This window comes from Streptomyces sp. NPDC058662 (assembly GCF_042716255.1).
In the GTDB taxonomy this organism is placed as follows: Bacteria; Actinomycetota; Actinomycetes; order Streptomycetales; family Streptomycetaceae; genus Streptomyces.
Map to the genome: position 1 here is coordinate 1 of NZ_JBHXRU010000088.1, position 16908 is coordinate 16908.

Here is a 16908-nt window from a genome sequence, read left to right on the forward strand (position 1 = left end):
GCGTTGATTTTTGGCACGCTGTTGAGTTCTCAAGGAACGGACGCTTCCTTCGTACTCACCCTCAGTAACACTACTGGGGCTTTCCTCCGGGCTTCGTTTCGTTCTGTTCTTGCGTTTCCGACTCTATCAGAGCCTGTCCCGCTCGCCTTCCAGGTCCTTCGCTCTCGCGTTTTCCCTTTCCGGCGGTTCCAACGTTACCAGATCTCTTCCGTGCCCATTCGGGTTCGAAATTGAATTCGTGGCCGTTGGCGGCCTGTGCCTTTCGGCGCTCCGCTACGTTAGCGCTTTCCCTCTGCGACTCATAATCGGGTCGGCGGCCGGGAATTCGGACATGCCGAATAGAACCCCGCCAGGGGTGCGTCGTAGGTAGTGGATTTGCCACTCTGGGGGTCTGCCTACAGCAGTGCCCCGTTCAAGTGGCTCGGACTACATTAGGCGTCTGTTGGAGCCGAGTCAAGTTGAGCGCCTCCGGCGGGGCGCGTGGGCGCGGTACGGGCTCACGGTGGGGTCGTGCGTGATCCAGAAGCGGTACGGGTGGGCGGCGCCGGCGCCACCCACTCCCGTGCGCGGGCCGCTGCTGACCAGGGCGGGCGGGGTGGCCGTGCCGGTGAGGAGGGACAGCGGGGAGTCGGGGCCCGCGCAGAGGTCGGCGCCGTCGAGGGTGCGGTCCACGTCGAGGGCCGTGGCGAGGCGGGCGGGCCCCTTGGCCAGTTCGCTCGGCCTCCGGGCCGACAGGCGACGCGGGGCCGCGAGGTCCGCGCCCCTCGTGACCTCGCCGGCCCGCAGCAGGACGCCGCTCGCGTGGTCCGCCGGGCCGCACACCAGGTTCAGGCTGAACCACATGCCGTAGATGAAGTAGACGTAAGCGTGTCCGGGTGGACCGAACATCGACGCGTTGCGCGCCGTGCGGCCGCGGTAGGCGTGCGAGCCCGGGTCGCTCTCGCCCTCGTAGGCCTCCACCTCCGTGATGCGCAGCTCCATCGGGCCCTGCGGGGTGCGGCGGACCAGGGTGCGGCCCAGCAGGTCCGGGGCCACGGTGAGGACCGGGCGGTCGAAGAAGGACCGTGCCAGGGGCGTACGGTCGGGGCGCGCGCTCATCCGGTCGAGGGTAGTGGAACGCGTATCCCTGCAACCGGGGCCTAAGGTTCCGCGTTGGTAGGGGGTAGGTGCGGCCGGGACGACGCGGCCGTCGTGTCCCTGGGACAAACAGGGCTTTAAAGGGGAGTTTGATCATGGGCTTCAAGAAGCTGTTCGCGAGCCTGGGTGCCGGTGGCGCCTCCGTGGACACCGTCATCACCGAGCCGAACGCCGTGCCGGGCGGGATCGTCCAGGGTGAGGTCCGGATCCAGGGCGGGTCTGTGGAGCAGGACATCCAGGGGCTGTCCGTCGGGCTGCAGGCCCGGGTGGAGGTCGAAGGCGGCGACCAGGAGCACAAGCAGGACATCGTCTTCACCAAGCAGCGCCTCGGTGGTGCGTTCCAGGTGCAGCCGGGCGCCCTGCACGTGGTGCCGTTCGGGCTGGAGATTCCCTGGGAGACTCCGATCACCCACTTCGGCGGCCAGCACCTGCGCGGGATGAACATCGGTGTGAGCACGGAGCTTGAGATCGCACGCGCCGTGGACGCGGGCGACCTCGACCCGATCAACGTGCACCCGGTCCCGGCGCAGCAGGCGATCCTCGACGCGTTCCGCCAGCTGGGCTTCTCCTTCCGCAGCGCGGACATGGAGCGCGGGCACATCCGGGGGACGCGGCAGACGCTGCCCTTCTACCAGGAGATCGAGTTCGCCCCGCCGGCGCAGTACCGGGGGCTGAACCAGGTCGAGCTGACCTTCGTCTCGGACGGCCGGGAGATGGACGTCGTTCTGGAGATGGACAAGAAGCCGGGGCTGTTCAGCGAGGGCAGCGACACCTTCCGCTGCTTCCAGGTGGGTCTGGAGTCGTACGCGGGAACCGACTGGGCGGCGTACCTGAACCAGTGGATCGCCTCCGTCGGCTCGCAGCGCAACTGGCTGTGACGGGTGGGAGGGGCCCGGGCAGCCGTCGGCGACCCGGGCCCCTCCTCCTACGCTGGTTGATGGGCTGATGGGCTCCACCGAAGGTTTCCCTTTCCACCAGGAGGTTCAGACGTGACCGAGCGAGGCCGGCCACCGCTGCCGCACGACTTCCATCCCGAGGTCCCCCGGTTCACCGTGACGAGCGCGGATCTGGCGCCGGGAGCCGACCTGGGCGCCGCCCAGGTGCTCTCGGGTGGGAACGTGTCCCCGCAGCTGCGGTGGTCGGGGTTCCCGGAAGGGACGAAGAGTTTCGCCGTGACGTGCTTCGACCCGGACGCGCCCACGGGCAGCGGGTTCTGGCACTGGGTGCTGTTCGACCTCCCGGCCTCGGTCACCGAGCTGCCGGCCGGCGCGGGCGGCGGGACGTTCGAGGGGCTGCCCGCGGGGGCCCTGCACGTGCGCAACGACTACGGGACCAAGGACTTCGGCGGGGCCGCCCCGCCGGCCGGGGAGCGCCACCGGTACGTGTTCACCGTGTACGCGGTGGACCAGGAGCGGCTCGGACCCGACGCCGACGCGTCCGCGGCCGCGGTCGGGTTCCATCTGCGCTTCCACACGCTCGGCCGGGCGCAGCTGATCGGCGAGTACGAGGCACCGGCGGGCTGATCTTCTCCGAGCGTTTGCCCGGTCCTGGTCTAAAGACGACCAGGACCGGGCATTTTTATTGCGTTGTCCCGCGTGGCGCGCGCGGCCAGAGTGGTCGCGGGCCCTGCCGCCAGGGAGGTCGCGGGCCTGCACACGGGAGGTGGGCGAGATGCGGGACACGCTGGTGCTGAATGCGAGCTTCGAGCCGCTGTCGACGGTGACGCTGAACCGGGCGGTGGTCCTGGTGCTCCAGGACAAGGCCGTCGTCGAGCAGTCGCATCCCGAACTGCGTGTGCGCGGGGCCACCATGGATCTGCCGCTGCCCCGGGTGATCAGGCTGTGCCGGTACGTCCGGGTGCCCTTCCGAAGACACGCTCCCTGGTCGCGGAGGGGGGTGCTGGTCCGGGACCAGCACCGGTGCGCGTACTGCGGGAAGCGGGCGACGACCGTGGACCACGTACTGCCGCGGGCCCAGGGGGGCGGCGACACCTGGTTGAACACGGTGGCGTCGTGCGCCGAGGACAACCACCGCAAAGCGGCCCGTACTCCGGAGGAGGCGGGTATGCCGCTCCTGCGCAAGCCCTTCGTGCCGTCCCCGGCCGACGCGATGCTGCTGGCTCTGGGGGTGGGCGGGCGCGAGGTGCTGCCGCAGTGGCTGGAGCGTTCCGCCTAGCCGGGTACCCCGTCCGTGGCTCCGGCGGCGGACGGGGTGGACGTAGTTCGGCTACGTCCCTCAACTGATCAGCAGTTGGGCGATGGCGATGAGGCCGACCGTCACGATCACGCCGCGCAGGACGGTCGGCGGCAGGCGGCGGCCGACCTTCGCGCCGATCTGCCCGCCGATGGTGGAGCCGACGGCGATGAGGAGGACGGCGGTCCAGTCGAACTCGGCGACGAAGAGGAAGAAGACGGCGGCGATGCCGTTCACCAGGGCGGCCACGACGTTCTTCACCGCGTTGATCCGCTGCAGGTCCTCGCGCAGCAGCAGGCCCATCAGACCGAGGTAGAGCACGCCTTGGGCGGCGCCGAAGTAGCCTCCGTACACGCTGGCGAGCAGCATGCCGGTGAGCAGGGCCGGGCCGCCGTCGGGGTGGCCCGGGTCGCCGCCCGCGGCCTCCTGGCGGCGGCGCAGCGCCAGGGCGAGGCGGGGCTGGAGGACGACCAGTACGAGGGCCAGGCCGATCAGGACGGGCACGATCGTGTCGAAGGAGTCGGACGGCAGGGTGACCAGCAGGACGGCGCCCACGAGGCCGCCGACCAGGGAGACGGCGCCGAGCCGCAGGACGCGGCCCCGCTGGCCCCGGAGTTCCTTGCGGTAGCCGATGGCGCCGCTGAGGGAGCCGGGTACGAGGCCGAGCGTGTTGGACACGTTGGCGGTGACCGGCGGGAGGCCGGTGGCGAGCAGCACCGGGAAGGTGATCAAGGTACCGGAGCCGACGATGGTGTTGATGGTCCCCGCGCCGATGCCGGCCGCGAGGACGGCGAGTGATTCCCAGAGGGACATGGACATGGACTGGGCCGTCCCCTTCGCATGAGTGGGTCGCCTCTTCGCCGTGGAGGTCGAGGGGCCTCACTGATCATGCAGCAGGGGACGGGCCGTCTGTCGCGGGGTCAGTCGATGGGGGGCTGTTCGCGGCGGTCCGCCGCGTCCTTGTCCCGCGCGGCGGGGATGCCGCCGCCCTCCTTGCCGGCGTTCTGCGGGTTGAAGCCCGAACCGGCGCCCATGGGGCCGAAGTTGCCCATGGCTCCGGAGAGGCCCTTGAGGGCGTCGCCGATCTCGCTCGGCACGATCCAGAGCTTGTTGGCGTCGCCCTCGGCGAGCTTCGGGAGCATCTGGAGGTACTGGTAGGCGAGGAGCTTCTGGTCGGCGTCGCCGGCGTGGATCGACTCGAACACGGTCCGGATCGCCTGCGCTTCGCCCTCGGCCCGCAGGGCCGCGGCCTTGGCGTCGCCCTCCGCGCGCAGGATGGAGGACTGCTTCTCTCCCTCGGCCCGGAGGATCTCGGACTGCCGGACGCCTTCGGCCTGGAGGATCGCGGCGCGCTTGTCACGGTCGGCGCGCATCTGCTTCTCCATCGAGTCCTGGATGGAGGTCGGCGGCTCGATGGCCTTGAGCTCGACGCGGTTGACGCGGATGCCCCACTTGCCGGTGGCCTCGTCCAGCACCCCGCGCAGCGCGGCGTTGATCTCCTCGCGGGAGGTGAGCGTCCGCTCCAGGTCCATGCCGCCGATGATGTTGCGGAGCGTGGTGACGGTGAGCTGCTCGATGGCCTGGATGTAGCTGGCCACTTCGTACGTCGCGGCGCGGGCGTCGGTCACCTGGTAGTAGATGACGGTGTCGATGTTGACGACCAGGTTGTCCTGGGTGATGACGGGCTGCGGCGGGAAGGGGACGACCTGTTCGCGGAGGTCGATCCGGTTGCGGATCGAGTCGATGAACGGGACGACGATGTTGAGGCCCGCGTTGAGTGTGCGGGTGTAGCGGCCGAACCGCTCGACGATGGCGGCGCTGGCCTGCGGGATCACCTGGATCGTCTTGACCAGTGCGATGAAGACCAGAACCACCAGAATGATCAGGACGATGATGATCGGTTGCATGCGGTTCCCCGTGCCCTTCCGGCTGTCTGTGCTGCCCCGTTGAGCGGAGTCTCGCAGACCCGGGGCCCGCGAGCAGGCTGCTTGTCACATGACGACGGCGGTCGCCCCGTCGATCTCCACGACGTCCACGGACTGACCGGGCTCGAAACTGCTGTCGGCGTCAAGGGTACGCGCGGACCAGATCTCACCGGCGAGCTTGATGCGGCCGCCGCTGCCGTCGACGCGTTCGAGGACGACGGCGCTGCGCCCTCTCAAGGCGTCGATGCCGCTGCGGTGTTGGGGCCGTTGGTCGCGGTGTCGGTTGGCGATCGGCCGTACGACGGCGATGAGCGCGACCGATACGACCGCGAAGACGAGGACTTGGGCCACCACTCCCCCGCCGACCGCGGCCGTGACGGCGGCCGCCACCGCCCCCACGGCGAACATGCCGAACTCCGGCATGGCGGTGAGGACGAGGGGGATACCCAGTCCGACCGCGCCGATGAGCCACCACACCCATGCGTCGATGTCCACATGGTCATGGTAGGTCGGGTGGGCGCGGTCCGGACAGGGTGCGGCAGGCCGTACTCGCGGCCGCGCTCCCCGCCCTACTGGCCGAGGGAGAGGCCCTGGGCGGTCCAGCGGTCGCCGCCGTTGCGTTCGACGACCAGCGGGAGGCCGAAGCAGAGCGAGAGGTTGCGCGAGGTCAGTTCGAGGTCGATCGGGCCGGCGGTGACGACCTTGCCCTGACGGATCATCAGGACATGGGTGAAACCGGGGGCGATCTCCTCGACGTGGTGCGTGACCATGACCATCGAGGGCGCGAGCGGGTCGCGGGCGAGACGGCCGAGGCGGCGTACGAGGTCCTCGCGGCCTCCGAGGTCCAGGCCGGCGGCGGGCTCGTCGAGGAGCAGCAGCTCGGGGTCGGTCATCAGGGCGCGGGCGATCAGGGTGCGCTTGCGCTCGCCCTCGGAGAGGGTGCCGAACTTGCGGTCCAGGTACTCCGTCATGCCGAGGCGGTCGAGGAAGGCGCGGGCGCGCAGCTCGTCGATCTCCTCGTACTGCTCCTGCCAGGTCGCCGTCATGCCGTAGGCGGCGGTGAGCACGGTCTGCAGGACGGTCTGCCCCTTGGGCAGCTTGTCGGCCATCGCGATACCGGCGACGCCGATGCGGGGGCGCAGCTCGAACACATCGACCTTGCCGAGGGTGCTGCCGAGGATGGTGGCGGTGCCCGTGGTCGGGAAGAGGTAGCTGGAGGCGAGGTTCAGCAGCGTGGTCTTGCCGGCGCCGTTGGGGCCGAGGATCACCCAGCGCTCCCCCTCCTTCACCGACCAGGAGACCTGGTCCACCAGAGCCCGGCCCTCGCGGACCACGGATACGTCCACCAGCTCCAGAACGTCGCTCATGAGCGTGTTGTCACCCCTTGCAGTCACGGTTCTCTGTGCGCCGGCAGGCGCAGCCCCAGGGCAAAACCTACGCCACTCGGGGCGGGGTCCGGGGCCGGGGCCGGGTGCGGGGCGGGATCCGTAAAGTAGGGGGATGCTTTTCGAACCGCGTTCCGGGCGGCTGGCCGCCTGGGGGAACGCTCTGCTGGCCGGTCTGGTCTCGCCCGACGAGGCCGTGATGTCGATCGTGGGCGAGGACGCCGTGCACCGGGTGGCGGGGCTGCCCGGGGAGCCGGAGCCGGTGGGGCTCACGCTGGCCCTGGGGCGGATGCGGGCGCTGGGGGTGACCGGGCTCCGGGTGGCGCTGCCGGCGCCGGGGCATCCGCTGGGGCTGAGCGGGCCGGCGGAGTTCAACGCGCGCGCCCTGGAGGCCGAGGAGGCGGTCGTCGCGGTGGGGGCGGCGGTCGGGCTGGTGCCGGAGGTGGCGGAGGCCGGGCCGGCCGGGGACGTGCACGTGTCGGTGATCTGGCACTGCCTGCCGGTGCGGGAGGCCCCGCCGGCGGACGTGCCCTCGCTGGGCGAGGCCGAGCGGGAGCTCGCGGAGGCGCTGCGCGAGGCGACCGGCGTACTGTCCCGGCTGGACGTGGCGGGGTCGGGGCCGGTGGCGGAGGCCGCGCTGTCGGCGTACCGGGCGCGGGCGGAGGCCGGGCGCGAGGTACTGGCTCCGGGGTACCCGGCGCGGGCGGTACGGGTGCTGGCGCTGGCGCAGCGGGTGGACCTGCTGGTGTCGCTGGCGTACGAGAACGGCCCGGGGGGCGCGGTGGCCGCGTCGGAGATGGCGGCGCGGTCCGAGGCGCTGCGGCCGGTGGAGCGGGTGGCCCGGCGGGCGCTGGTCGCGGCGTACAACGCGGCGGTGGAGGAGCGCGAACGGGGCTGAGCCCCGGGCTCCGCACGGGTCGGCCGCGGCGCGGCGGCCCCACGGCTGCGGGCGGACGCGGGGCGGCGGCCGGACGCGGTAGCGACCCGGCGTCGTAGCGGCCCGGCATCGTAGCGACCCGACGCGGTAGCGACCCGGCGCCGTAGCGACCCGGCGCGGCAGCTACCCGGCGCGGCGGCGGCCCGGCGCGGCGGCGGCCCGGCGCGGTGGGCCGGGGGTGTGCGACGGCCCCGCTGCCCGGGGAGAAGGGGGGAAGCGGGGCCGAGGGCGCGTCACGCGGGCATCCGACCGTCCGACGGGCGGGGTCCGGCGGCGGTGCGGGAGGTCAGGCGTTGACGCCGGTGTTGCCGAAGGCGGCGTTGAGCAGGCCGATCACGTTGACGCTGTTGCCGACCGCGTTCACGGGCACGCTCACGGGCACCTGGAGCAGGTTTCCGGAGGCCACGCCGGGCGAGTTCAGGGCCTCGCCCTCCGCCGACGCACCGCCGTGCGCGGAGGAGACACCCGCGCCGGCGGCGAGGAGGCCGCCCGCGATCATGGTGACGGTGGCGGCCTTCTTGAAGTTCTTCACGTTCTCGTCCTCCAGTACGTCTGCCGCGACCAGCCGTCGCGGCACGCCATGGAGAACGGCCCGCGGACGGAGCGGGATACGCCATGTGGGCGACATACACCCGACCGTATGAACCTCATACTGCCTCCCGGGCCGGAAGGACGCGGTCCGATTCGCTCCTCCTACTCGGCGATCCCGTGCCTGACCGCCCACAACGCGGCCTGGGTGCGGTCGGCGAGGTCCAGTTTCATCAGGATGTTCGAGACATGCGTCTTGACCGTCTTCTCGGACAGCACCAGGGCCCGGGCTATCTCCCGGTTGGAGCGCCCGTCCGCGATGAGCCCGAGGACCTGGCGCTCGCGGTCGGTCAGTGAGCCGGGGCGGCCCGCCGAGCCCCCCTGCTCGTCCTGCGAGAGCAGCGCCTGCGCCACCTCCGGCTGGAGGAGGACGTGGCCGGCGTGCACGGAGCGGATGGCTCCGGCCAGGGCGTCGGGGTCGATGTCCTTGTAGACGTATCCCGCCGCGCCCGCCCGCAGCGCGGGAACCACGGTCCGCTGCTCGGTGAAGCTGGTGACGATCAGCACCCGGGCCGGGTTGGCCAGCCCCCGCAGCCTGCGCAGAGCCTCGATGCCGTCGGTGCCCGGCATCTTGACGTCCATGAGGATCACGTCGGGCCGCAGCTCCTCGGCCCGGGCGACGCCCTCCTCGCCGTCGGAGGCCTCGCCGACCACCTCGATGTCGTCCTGGACCTCCAGGAAGGTGCGCAGGCCCCGCCGGACCACCTGGTGGTCGTCGACCAGCAGTACACGGATCCCGCCGCCCGGGCCGGGGGTCTCAGCCACCGGGGACCTCCATCTCGATCACGGTTCCCTCTCCGGGCGCCGAACGCACGGCGAGCCGTCCGCCCGCCCCGCTCGCGCGGTCCCGCATGGAGACCAGCCCCAGGTGGCGGCCCGCGGTGCGGACCGCCGACGGGTCGAAGCCGCGGCCCGAGTCGGTGACCGTGAGCACCGCTCCGCCGCCGGACGTCCGCGCCAGGGCGACCGCCACGTCCTGTGCCCGGGAGTGCCGCAGCGCGTTGTGGAGGGCCTCCTGGGCCACCCGCAGCAGCGCTTCCTCCTGGCTCGCCGGGAGGGCGCGTACGCCGTCGCAGGTGAAGGAGACGTGCGCGGTGTGGGCGCGGTCGAGGACCTGGACGTGCGTACGCAGGGTGGCGACCAGCCCGTCCTCGTCCAGGGCGGCCGGGCGCAGCTCGGTCACGGCGGCGCGCAGTTCGTCGGCGGCCTCGGCGGCCAGCGCGGCGACCTGCTGGAGCTCGCCCTTGGCGCGGTCGGGGTCGCGGTCCACGAGCGCGGCGGCGGCCTGGGCGGTGAGGCGGAGCGAGAAGAGCTTCTGGCTGACGGCGTCGTGCAGCTCGTGGGCGAGGCGGGAGCGCTCCTCGGCGATGGTCAGCTCCCGGCTGCGCTCGTAGAGCCGGGCGTTGGTGAGGGCGATCGCCGCGTGCTGGGCGAGGAGGGCCAGCAGCTCCTCGTCCTCGTCGGTGAAGCCGGGGGCGGCGCCGGGACGCGGGGAGCACTTGTTCGCGAGGAAGAGGGCGCCGAGGGTCTCGTCGCCGTCCCGGATGGGCAGCCCGAGGAAGTCGGACATGTCGGGGTGGGCCGCCGGCCAGCCCTCGAAGCGCGGGTCGTCGCGGACGTCGGCCAGTCGCTCGGGGCCGTCCTGGTGGAGCATCGCGGCGAGGATGCCGTGCTGGCGGGGCAGCGGGCCGATACGCCGCCACTGCTCCTCGCTGACGCCGTCCACGACGAACTGGGCGAAGCCGCCGTGGTCGTCCGGGACGCCCAGGGCCGCGTACCGCGCGTCCAGGAGCTCGCGGGCGGAGGCGACGATCGTGCGCAGGACGTCGCGGACCTCCAGGGTGCCGCTCATGGCGAGCAGGGCGGTACTCACGGCCGCCAGGCCGCCGCGGGGTCCGCCGGTGAGGGGGCTACCGGTCATGGGCCCACCGTACCCGCGGCTGTGACCTGGGGGATCGGGCCGCGGACGTAGGTCCGCCGGACCTCGCGGACGGGCCGTTCGACCGAGGCGCCGCCGACGGCCCGACCCCGGGCGAGGCAGCTCCACATACAGGTCCCTATATAAGGGACATTTCGCAGACCCCTCCCCCATGGACCACGGGCCGGTACGGGGTCGGGGGAGTGCCGCGGCGCTGTGCGGGTACGCGGGGTCGGGGGCCCGGCCGCTCCGGCACGCCTGCCGGCGGCCTCCACGTGCCGCCCTGGGCCGAATCGGTCACGGATCGCATTGCGAGAGCAACGGACGGTCAGACTGTTACGTGGCCGATGTGAGCCCGCGCATAGGACGCACATCACTTACGAAGGCGCCTAGTGGACAGGTAAAGGTCCTGTCAGCACGGGCGCGCCTAGCGTCCGGGGCCGAGAACGGACCTCTCCGCCCGCCCCTGATCCACTAAGCGCGGTCGTAGGTCACACCTTTGCCACAGCTTTTTGCCACCGCTAAGAATTGCTCCCGTCGCAACAGCGCCGCGGATCCCGGATCCGAGCGGCGCTTTCCTGCGGCCCCCGCTATTCGAAGAGGTTGCCCCGCCATGTCTGCTTCCCGCACTCTCGGTCACAGTCGTCTGACGAAGGCACACAAGCTGTCCATCGCCGGTGTCTCCACGCTCGGTGCCGCCGCGCTCGCCTTCTCCCTCGTCCCGGCCGGTGCCGCGCAGGGCGACACGATCTCCGCCGCCCCCGTCGCCTGGACCCAGGTCGTCGACGGCGCCCAGACGAAGGCCGTACAGCAGAACCTCGCCGTGCAGCAGGTCGTCGCCGACAAGAAGGCGGCGGACGCCGCCGCCAAGGCGAAGGCCGCCGCGAAGGCGAAGGCCGCCGCGAAGGCGAAGGCCGAGGCCGCCGCGAAGAAGGCCCGCGAGAAGAAGGAAGCCGCGAGCCGTTCCGCGGTCCGCACCCCCGCCTTCGCGAACAACCTCGACGGCTGGATCAAGGAAGCCCTCTTCATCATGAAGAAGGAAGGCATTCCGGGCAGCTACTCCGGCATCCACCGCAACATCATCCGCGAGTCCAGCGGCAACCCGATGGCGATCAACAACTGGGACATCAACGCCCAGAACGGCATCCCCAGCAAGGGTCTGCTCCAGGTCATCTACCCGACCTTCAAGGCGTACCACGTCAAGGGCACCAAGTTCGACCAGTACGACCCGGTCGCGAACATCGTCGCCGCCTGCAACTACGCGGCCGACCGCTACGGCTCGATGGACAACGTCAACAGCGCCTACTAGGCCACCGGCGTACCCCTGCCTTCCCCCACGCGCCTCAGGGCGGCACCCGGACTCCGGGTGCCGCCCTGAGGCGTTTCGCGCGTACGGGCCGCGGTGGCGCGGCGGCCGCCCGCGGCGGTCCTACTTGCCGGCCCGCATGACCTCGGGCTCGTGGCGGCGCAGCAGGCGCTGCACCGCGAAGCCGCAGGCGATGCCGAGCAGCAGCAGGACGGTGATGTTCAGGCTCCACTGCCCGATGGTGGCGTCCCAGAGCGGGTCGGTGTTCGTCGGGTTGTCGCGGTCCCACGGCGGCATGAGCGTGCCGAGGTGCAGTGTGGTGCCGGCGGCGGCGACGGCCCAGCGGGAGGGCATCAGCCAGGCGAACTGCTCCAGGCCCGGGGAGTCGTAGACCTGGAAGAGGATGCCGGTGAAGACGACCTGGACGATCGCGAACATGACGAGCAGCGGCATGGTCTTCTCGGAGGTCTTCACCAGCGAGGAGATCACCAGGCCGAACATCATCGAGGTGAAGCCGAGCGCGATGACCGAGAGGCAGAGCTCGACGGCCGGCGGCATCAGCAGGCCCTCTTCGGGCAGGTCGCGCGGGAAGAAGCCGATCCCGCAGATGATCACGCCCTGGATGGCCGTGATGACACCGAGGACGATCACCTTCGACATCAGGTACGCCGACCGGGACAGGCCGGTCGCGCGCTCCCGCTCGTAGATCACCCGTTCCTTGATCAGCTCGCGGACCGAGTTCGCGGCGCCGGAGAAGCACATGCCGACCGCCAGGATCAGCATGATCGTGCCGGCGTCGCCGTTGAACTGGGACGGGGGCGTCGGCGGCGCGAGGCCGAAGGTCGCCGGGATGACCGTCGAGACCACGCCGAGGACGGCGGGCAGGATCAGCATCAGGCCGAGGAAGCCGCGGTCGGAGGCGATCACCGACACGTAGCGGCGCATCAGCGTGAAGAGCTGGGAGCCCCAGCCCTGCGGCTTCGGCGGACGCATCTGCTGGGCGGGGGGCATCGCGACCGACTGCGGGGCGACCGCGTCGATGTCGGCGGCGTACAGCTGGTAGTGCTGCGAGCCCTTCCAGCGGCCGGCCCAGTCGTACTCGCGGTAGTTCTCGAAGGCGGAGAACACATCCGCCCAGGTGGTGTAGCCGAAGAAGTTCAGGGCCTCGTCCGGCGGGCCGAAGTACGCGACCGAACCGCCCGGGGCCATGACCAGCAGCTTGTCGCAGATGGCCAGCTCGGCGACCGAGTGCGTGACGACCAGGACGGTGCGGCCGTCGTCGGCGAGGCCGCGCAGCAGCTGCATGACGTCGCGGTCCATGCCCGGGTCGAGGCCGGAGGTGGGCTCGTCCAGGAAGATCAGGGACGGCTTGGTGAGCAGCTCCAGGGCCACGGACACGCGCTTGCGCTGACCACCCGAGAGCGCGGTGATCTTCTTGTCCTTGTGGATGTCGAGCTTGAGCTCGCGCAGCACCTCGTTGACGCGGGCCGCGCGCTCGGACTCGGCGGTGTCGCCCGGGAAGCGGAGCTTGGCCGCGTACTTCAGGGCGGTGCGGACGGTCAGTTCCTTGTGCAGGATGTCGTCCTGCGGGACCAGGCCGATGCGCTGGCGGAGCTCCGCGAACTGCTTGTACAGGTTGCGGTTGTCGTAGAGGACGTCGCCCTGGTCGGCGGGCCGGTAGCCGGTGAGCGCCTTGAGGAGGGTCGACTTGCCGGAGCCGGAGGGGCCGATGACTCCGATGAGGGACTTCTCCGGGACGCCGAAGGTGACGTCCTTGAGGATCTGCTTGCCGCCGTCGACCGTGACCGTCAGGTGGCGGGCCGAGAAGGAGACCTCGCCGGTGTCGACGAACTCCTCCAGCCGGTCGCCGACGATACGGAAGGTGGAGTGGCCGACGCTGACGATGTCGTTCGGGCCGAGGAGCGCCGTACCGGACTTGGCGAGCGGCTGGCCGTTGACGTAGGTGCCGTTGTGGCTGCCGAGGTCGTGGATCTCGAAGCGACCGCCGGGCATCGAGCGGAACTCGGCGTGGTGGCGCGAGACCTGGAGGTCGGAGACCACCAGCTCGTTCTCCAGGGCGCGGCCGATCCGCATGACGTGGCCCAGCGAGAGCTGGTGGAACGTCGTGGGGCTGCGGTCGCCGTAGCCCGGGGCGCCGCCGGCCTGGGCCGGACGGGGCGCGGAGGCGCCGCCGGCCTGCTGGTGCGGGACCTGCGGCTGCGGCTGGGCGTGCTGCTGCTGGTCCCAGGCCTGCTGCTGCTGCTGTGCGTACTGCTGGTGCTGCTGCTGCTGGTGCGGGGCCTGGTATGCCGGCGCCTGCGGCTGGGCGTACGCCTGCGCCGACGCCTGCTGGGCCACCGCGGGCTGCTGCGCCGCGACGGGGTCGAGCCTGGGGCCGTCGGTGGCGTTGCCCAGGTGGACCGGCGTGCCGGGGACGAGCTCGGCCTGCTGGACCCGGGCGCCGTTCACGTAGGTCCCGTTGGTGCTGCCGTGGTCCTCGATCCCCCAACCACGGCCGTTCCAGCTGATGGTGGCATGCCGCCACGACACCCGCGCGTCGTCGATCACCACGTCTCCCTGGGGATCGCGCCCCAGCGAGTACGACCTGGACGGATCGAGCGTCCAGGTCCTGCCATTCAATTCCAGTACGAGTTCCGGCACTCCAGCCCCACTTATGGTCCCCCGAGAAGTTCCCTGATGTCAGGGAGTCTAGGGATGGCGAACATCCGGGGGAACTATTTCAGGCCCGGGGCCACATGTGGAATCCGGGCCTTGCCGACGGGCCCGGGGAGGCCCGTTGGAGGGGGCGAAAGCAACCCGGAGCGTGCGATACGGGACTTCTCGCCGGCGCCGCGAGGGCGTGCGCCGACCGCGCCGGCGGTCCGGGACGGACACGCGCCGACGGACGCGCACGGTCGCGGACGGGTCGTGCCGGCCCGGGCGGCCGGGTGCCCGGACCGGTCGCCTCCCGGCCCCGGGCACCGGGCCCGCGCCCGGAGCGTTCGAACGGTCCGGGCGGCCCGGCGCCCGGGTGGCCGGGGATGGGGGGCGACCGTAGGGTGGGACGGGGGTCCTGGTGCGGGGGGCGGGAAGATACGGTGAGGGCACCATGAGCGCATCGCAGACCTCCGAGGTCCCCACCCTCCTCGTCAAGATCTTCGGCAAGGACCGTCCCGGGATCACCGCCGGGCTGTTCGACACCCTCGCCGCCTACTCGGTCGACGTCGTCGACATCGAGCAGGTCGTCACCCGCGGCCGCATCGTCCTGTGCGCCCTCGTCACCGAGCCCGCCGGCGGAGCCGGGGGCGAGCTGCGGGCCACCGTCCACAGCTGGGCCGAGTCGCTGAAGCTGCAGGCCGAGATCCTCTCGGGTACCGGTGACAACCGGCCGCGTGGCAGCGGCCGTTCCCACGTGACCGTGCTCGGCCACCCGCTGACGGCCGAGTCGACCGCCGCCATAGCTGCCACGATCACCGAGACCGGCGGCAACATCGACCGTATCTTCCGCCTCGCGAAGTACCCGGTGACGGCCGTGGAGTTCGCCGTCTCCGGCACGGAGACCGAGCCGCTGCGGACGGCCCTGGCCACCGCCTCCTCGCACATCGGTGTGGACGTGGCCGTGGTCTCGGCGGGGCTGCACCGCAGGGCCCGGCGCCTGGTGGTCATGGACGTGGACTCCACCCTGATCCAGGACGAGGTGATCGAGCTCTTCGCCGCGCACGCCGGGTGCGAGGCGGAGGTCGCCGAGGTCACCGAGCGCGCCATGCGCGGCGAGCTGGACTTCGAGCAGTCGCTGCACGCCCGCGTCGCGCTGCTGGCGGGACTGGACGCGTCCGTCGTGGACAAGGTCCGCTCCGAGGTGCAGCTGACCCCGGGCGCCCGGACGCTGATCCGGACCCTGAAGCGGCTGGGCTACCAGGTCGGCGTGGTCTCCGGCGGCTTCACCCAGGTGACGGACGACCTGCGCGAGCGGCTGGGGCTGGACTTCGCCTCCGCCAACACGCTGGAGATCGTCGACGGGAAGCTGACCGGCCGCGTCACCGGCGAGATCGTGGACCGGGCGGGCAAGGCCCGGCTGCTGCGCCGGTTCGCCGCCGAGGCCGGCGTGCCGCTGACGCAGACCGTGGCCATCGGTGACGGCGCGAACGACCTCGACATGCTGAACGCGGCGGGGCTGGGCGTGGCCTTCAACGCCAAGCCGGTGGTCCGCGAGGCGGCGCACACGGCGGTGAACGTGCCGTTCCTGGACGCCGTGCTGTACCTGCTGGGCATCACCCGCGAAGAGGTCGAGGCCGCCGACCTGGCCTGACCCGTACGGGCCGCGAGGGCCCCGACAGCCGGTGCGGCTGTCGGGGCCCTCGTACGTGGCGGCCTCCGGGCCGGTGCGCCTCAGTGCTCCTTCGGGGTCCAGAAGTCGACCAGCGTGCCCGCGCCGAGCTGCAGGGACTTCCAGGAGCCGGTGAAGGAGACGACCGCGAGCGCCGCGGTCGGGAATCCCGACCGCGTCATACGCGCCAGGGTGTCGCCCTCCGCCTGCCCGGAGAGGCCGTCGGCGAGCGCGTGCATGCCGGGGTTGTGGCCGATGACGAGGAGGTCCGCGACCTCGTCGGAGGTCTCGTTGAGCAGGGCGACGAGCTCGCCCGGCGAGGCCTCGTACAGCCGCTCCTCGTACGAGGTCCGCGGCCGGTGCGGCAGTTCCTGGACGGCGAGCTTCCAGGTCTCGCGGGTGCGGGCGGCCGTGGAGCAGAGGGCCAGGTCGAAGGCGATGCCGGTCTCGGCGAGTTTCAGGCCGACGGCCGGCGCGTCCTTGCGGCCGCGTTCCGCCAGCGGGCGGTCGTGGTCGGACACCTCGGGCCAGTCGGCCTTGGCGTGCCGGAGGAGGGCGATCCTGCGGGGTGTGTCGGCGCTCATGGCTCCCAGCTTCGCATGAAACGAGCCACGGGGCGCAGGGCGTTGGGAGGCCGGCGACCGGGCACGGGCGCGTCCCGGGGCGCGCGGGCGCACGAGGTCAGCCGACGGCGCGCAGGAGCTGTTCGGCGACCTGGACCAGCGGCGAACCGTCGCCGGCGGCGGCGTGGGCCTCGCCGGACCCGGCGAGGAGCAGCAGCAGGAGGCCGAAGGCGAGTGCGGGCAGGGCCAGGGCCCACCAGTGGAGCCGGGCGTCGGCGCCGTGCCGGGCGCGGCGGCCGGCGGTCCGCGCGCGCGGCGGGAGGGGCCTGGTGTGCGTGGGGGCCGACATGACCGCCTCCGGGGTGTGCGGACGGGACGAGTGCGTTGCCTTCGAATCTATGGATCCGAAGGAGCGCTTCCCATCCGGGGCGCACCCCACTTCACCCTGAGCCCGGCCCCCTAGGGGTGGTGGGGTTATCCCCACCCCGCGGTCGGGGGCGGGCGGCCGTCAGGGGGAGGCGATCGTCGCGATGACGGCGATGATCACGGTCACGGCGAGCATCGCACCGAGCACGAGGCCCAGTTTCCGGTGGCCGTTCTGCGGGTTCGGTTCAAGTACGGGCGACATA

At 71.7% G+C, this 16908-nt stretch carries 18 protein-coding genes; 6 read left to right on the forward strand and 12 right to left on the reverse strand.

Annotation, left to right across the window (positions count from 1 at the left end; genetic code table 11):
* Positions 1–453: 453 nt before the first annotated feature.
* On the reverse strand, positions 454–1098 hold the full coding sequence (locus ACFWUQ_RS24915; RefSeq protein WP_384541989.1) for a DNA-3-methyladenine glycosylase: 645 nt from the start codon (positions 1096–1098) through the stop codon (positions 454–456).
* A 134-nt stretch (positions 1099–1232) separates the two neighbouring features.
* On the opposite strand from ACFWUQ_RS24915, the gene ACFWUQ_RS24920 reads away from it, so the two are divergent.
* The 3 genes from ACFWUQ_RS24920 (at position 1233) to ACFWUQ_RS24930 (ending at position 3312) form a co-directional block, all read left to right on the forward strand.
* Positions 1233–2015 carry a sporulation protein gene (locus ACFWUQ_RS24920; protein WP_384541991.1) on the forward strand — a complete coding sequence of 261 codons (783 nt, stop codon included), beginning with the start codon at positions 1233–1235 and terminating at the stop codon, positions 2013–2015.
* A 111-nt stretch (positions 2016–2126) separates the two neighbouring features.
* Complete coding sequence (locus tag ACFWUQ_RS24925) at positions 2127–2660, forward strand: YbhB/YbcL family Raf kinase inhibitor-like protein (protein WP_384541993.1); 534 nt, start codon at positions 2127–2129, stop codon at positions 2658–2660.
* A 148-nt stretch (positions 2661–2808) separates the two neighbouring features.
* On the forward strand, positions 2809–3312 hold the full coding sequence (locus ACFWUQ_RS24930) for an HNH endonuclease (protein ID WP_384541996.1): 504 nt from the start codon (positions 2809–2811) through the stop codon (positions 3310–3312).
* 60 nt (positions 3313–3372) lie between these two features.
* Here ACFWUQ_RS24930 and ACFWUQ_RS24935 read toward each other — a convergent pair whose 3' ends face one another.
* The 4 genes from ACFWUQ_RS24935 to ACFWUQ_RS24950 form a co-directional block, all read right to left on the reverse strand.
* The gene (locus ACFWUQ_RS24935) at positions 3373–4143 is read right to left on the reverse strand and encodes a sulfite exporter TauE/SafE family protein (protein ID WP_384542054.1); all 771 of its coding nucleotides are present in this window, start codon (positions 4141–4143) and stop codon (positions 3373–3375) included.
* Positions 4144–4250: 107 nt separating this feature from the next.
* A complete protein-coding gene (locus ACFWUQ_RS24940) occupies positions 4251–5237 on the reverse strand; it encodes an SPFH domain-containing protein (protein ID WP_384541999.1) in 987 nt (328 codons plus the stop codon).
* 84 nt (positions 5238–5321) lie between these two features.
* Positions 5322–5750: an NfeD family protein gene (locus ACFWUQ_RS24945; protein WP_384542001.1), complete on the reverse strand. Its 429-nt coding sequence runs from the start codon at positions 5748–5750 to the stop codon at positions 5322–5324.
* Between the two features lie 74 nt (positions 5751–5824).
* Entirely contained in the window at positions 5825–6622 is a 798-nt protein-coding gene (locus ACFWUQ_RS24950; RefSeq protein ID WP_384542003.1) for an ABC transporter ATP-binding protein, read from the reverse strand.
* 133 nt (positions 6623–6755) lie between these two features.
* On the opposite strand from ACFWUQ_RS24950, the gene ACFWUQ_RS24955 reads away from it, so the two are divergent.
* Positions 6756–7538, forward strand: a complete 783-nt coding sequence (locus ACFWUQ_RS24955; protein ID WP_384542005.1) for a hypothetical protein — start codon at positions 6756–6758, stop codon at positions 7536–7538.
* A gap of 325 nt (positions 7539–7863) precedes the next feature.
* On the opposite strand, the gene ACFWUQ_RS24960 is transcribed toward ACFWUQ_RS24955, so the two are convergent.
* The 3 genes from ACFWUQ_RS24960 to ACFWUQ_RS24970 all read right to left on the reverse strand — a co-directional run bounded on the left by ACFWUQ_RS24960 (position 7864) and on the right by ACFWUQ_RS24970 (position 10086).
* On the reverse strand, positions 7864–8109 hold the full coding sequence (locus tag ACFWUQ_RS24960) for a chaplin (protein WP_384542057.1): 246 nt from the start codon (positions 8107–8109) through the stop codon (positions 7864–7866).
* Positions 8110–8270: 161 nt separating this feature from the next.
* Positions 8271–8930, reverse strand: a complete 660-nt coding sequence (locus ACFWUQ_RS24965) for a response regulator (protein WP_384542008.1) — start codon at positions 8928–8930, stop codon at positions 8271–8273.
* Positions 8923–10086, reverse strand: coding sequence for a GAF domain-containing sensor histidine kinase (locus ACFWUQ_RS24970; protein ID WP_384542011.1), 1164 nt, complete (start codon positions 10084–10086; stop codon positions 8923–8925). The genes ACFWUQ_RS24965 and ACFWUQ_RS24970 overlap by 8 nt, the downstream gene beginning before the upstream one ends.
* A 610-nt stretch (positions 10087–10696) precedes the next feature.
* Between ACFWUQ_RS24970 and ACFWUQ_RS24975 the strand changes: the two genes are divergently transcribed.
* Positions 10697–11392, forward strand: a complete 696-nt coding sequence (locus tag ACFWUQ_RS24975) for a transglycosylase SLT domain-containing protein (protein WP_384542013.1) — start codon at positions 10697–10699, stop codon at positions 11390–11392.
* A 120-nt stretch (positions 11393–11512) separates the two neighbouring features.
* Here the strand turns inward: ACFWUQ_RS24975 and ACFWUQ_RS24980 are convergent, their stop codons facing one another.
* Positions 11513–14029, reverse strand: coding sequence for an FHA domain-containing protein (locus ACFWUQ_RS24980; protein WP_384542059.1), 2517 nt, complete (start codon positions 14027–14029; stop codon positions 11513–11515).
* 469 nt (positions 14030–14498) lie between these two features.
* Between ACFWUQ_RS24980 and serB the strand changes: the two genes are divergently transcribed.
* Positions 14499–15698: a phosphoserine phosphatase SerB gene (gene serB / locus ACFWUQ_RS24985; RefSeq protein ID WP_384542016.1), complete on the forward strand. Its 1200-nt coding sequence runs from the start codon at positions 14499–14501 to the stop codon at positions 15696–15698.
* Between the two features lie 80 nt (positions 15699–15778).
* Here serB and ACFWUQ_RS24990 read toward each other — a convergent pair whose 3' ends face one another.
* The 3 genes from ACFWUQ_RS24990 to ACFWUQ_RS25000 form a co-directional block, all read right to left on the reverse strand.
* Positions 15779–16300 carry a SixA phosphatase family protein gene (locus tag ACFWUQ_RS24990; protein ID WP_384542019.1) on the reverse strand — a complete coding sequence of 174 codons (522 nt, stop codon included), beginning with the start codon at positions 16298–16300 and terminating at the stop codon, positions 15779–15781.
* Between the two features lie 97 nt (positions 16301–16397).
* A complete protein-coding gene (locus ACFWUQ_RS24995) occupies positions 16398–16628 on the reverse strand; it encodes a hypothetical protein (RefSeq protein ID WP_384542022.1) in 231 nt (76 codons plus the stop codon).
* A gap of 159 nt (positions 16629–16787) precedes the next feature.
* Positions 16788–16907 carry an SGM_5486 family transporter-associated protein gene (locus ACFWUQ_RS25000; protein WP_384542024.1) on the reverse strand — a complete coding sequence of 40 codons (120 nt, stop codon included), beginning with the start codon at positions 16905–16907 and terminating at the stop codon, positions 16788–16790.
* Position 16908 lies beyond the last annotated feature (1 nt).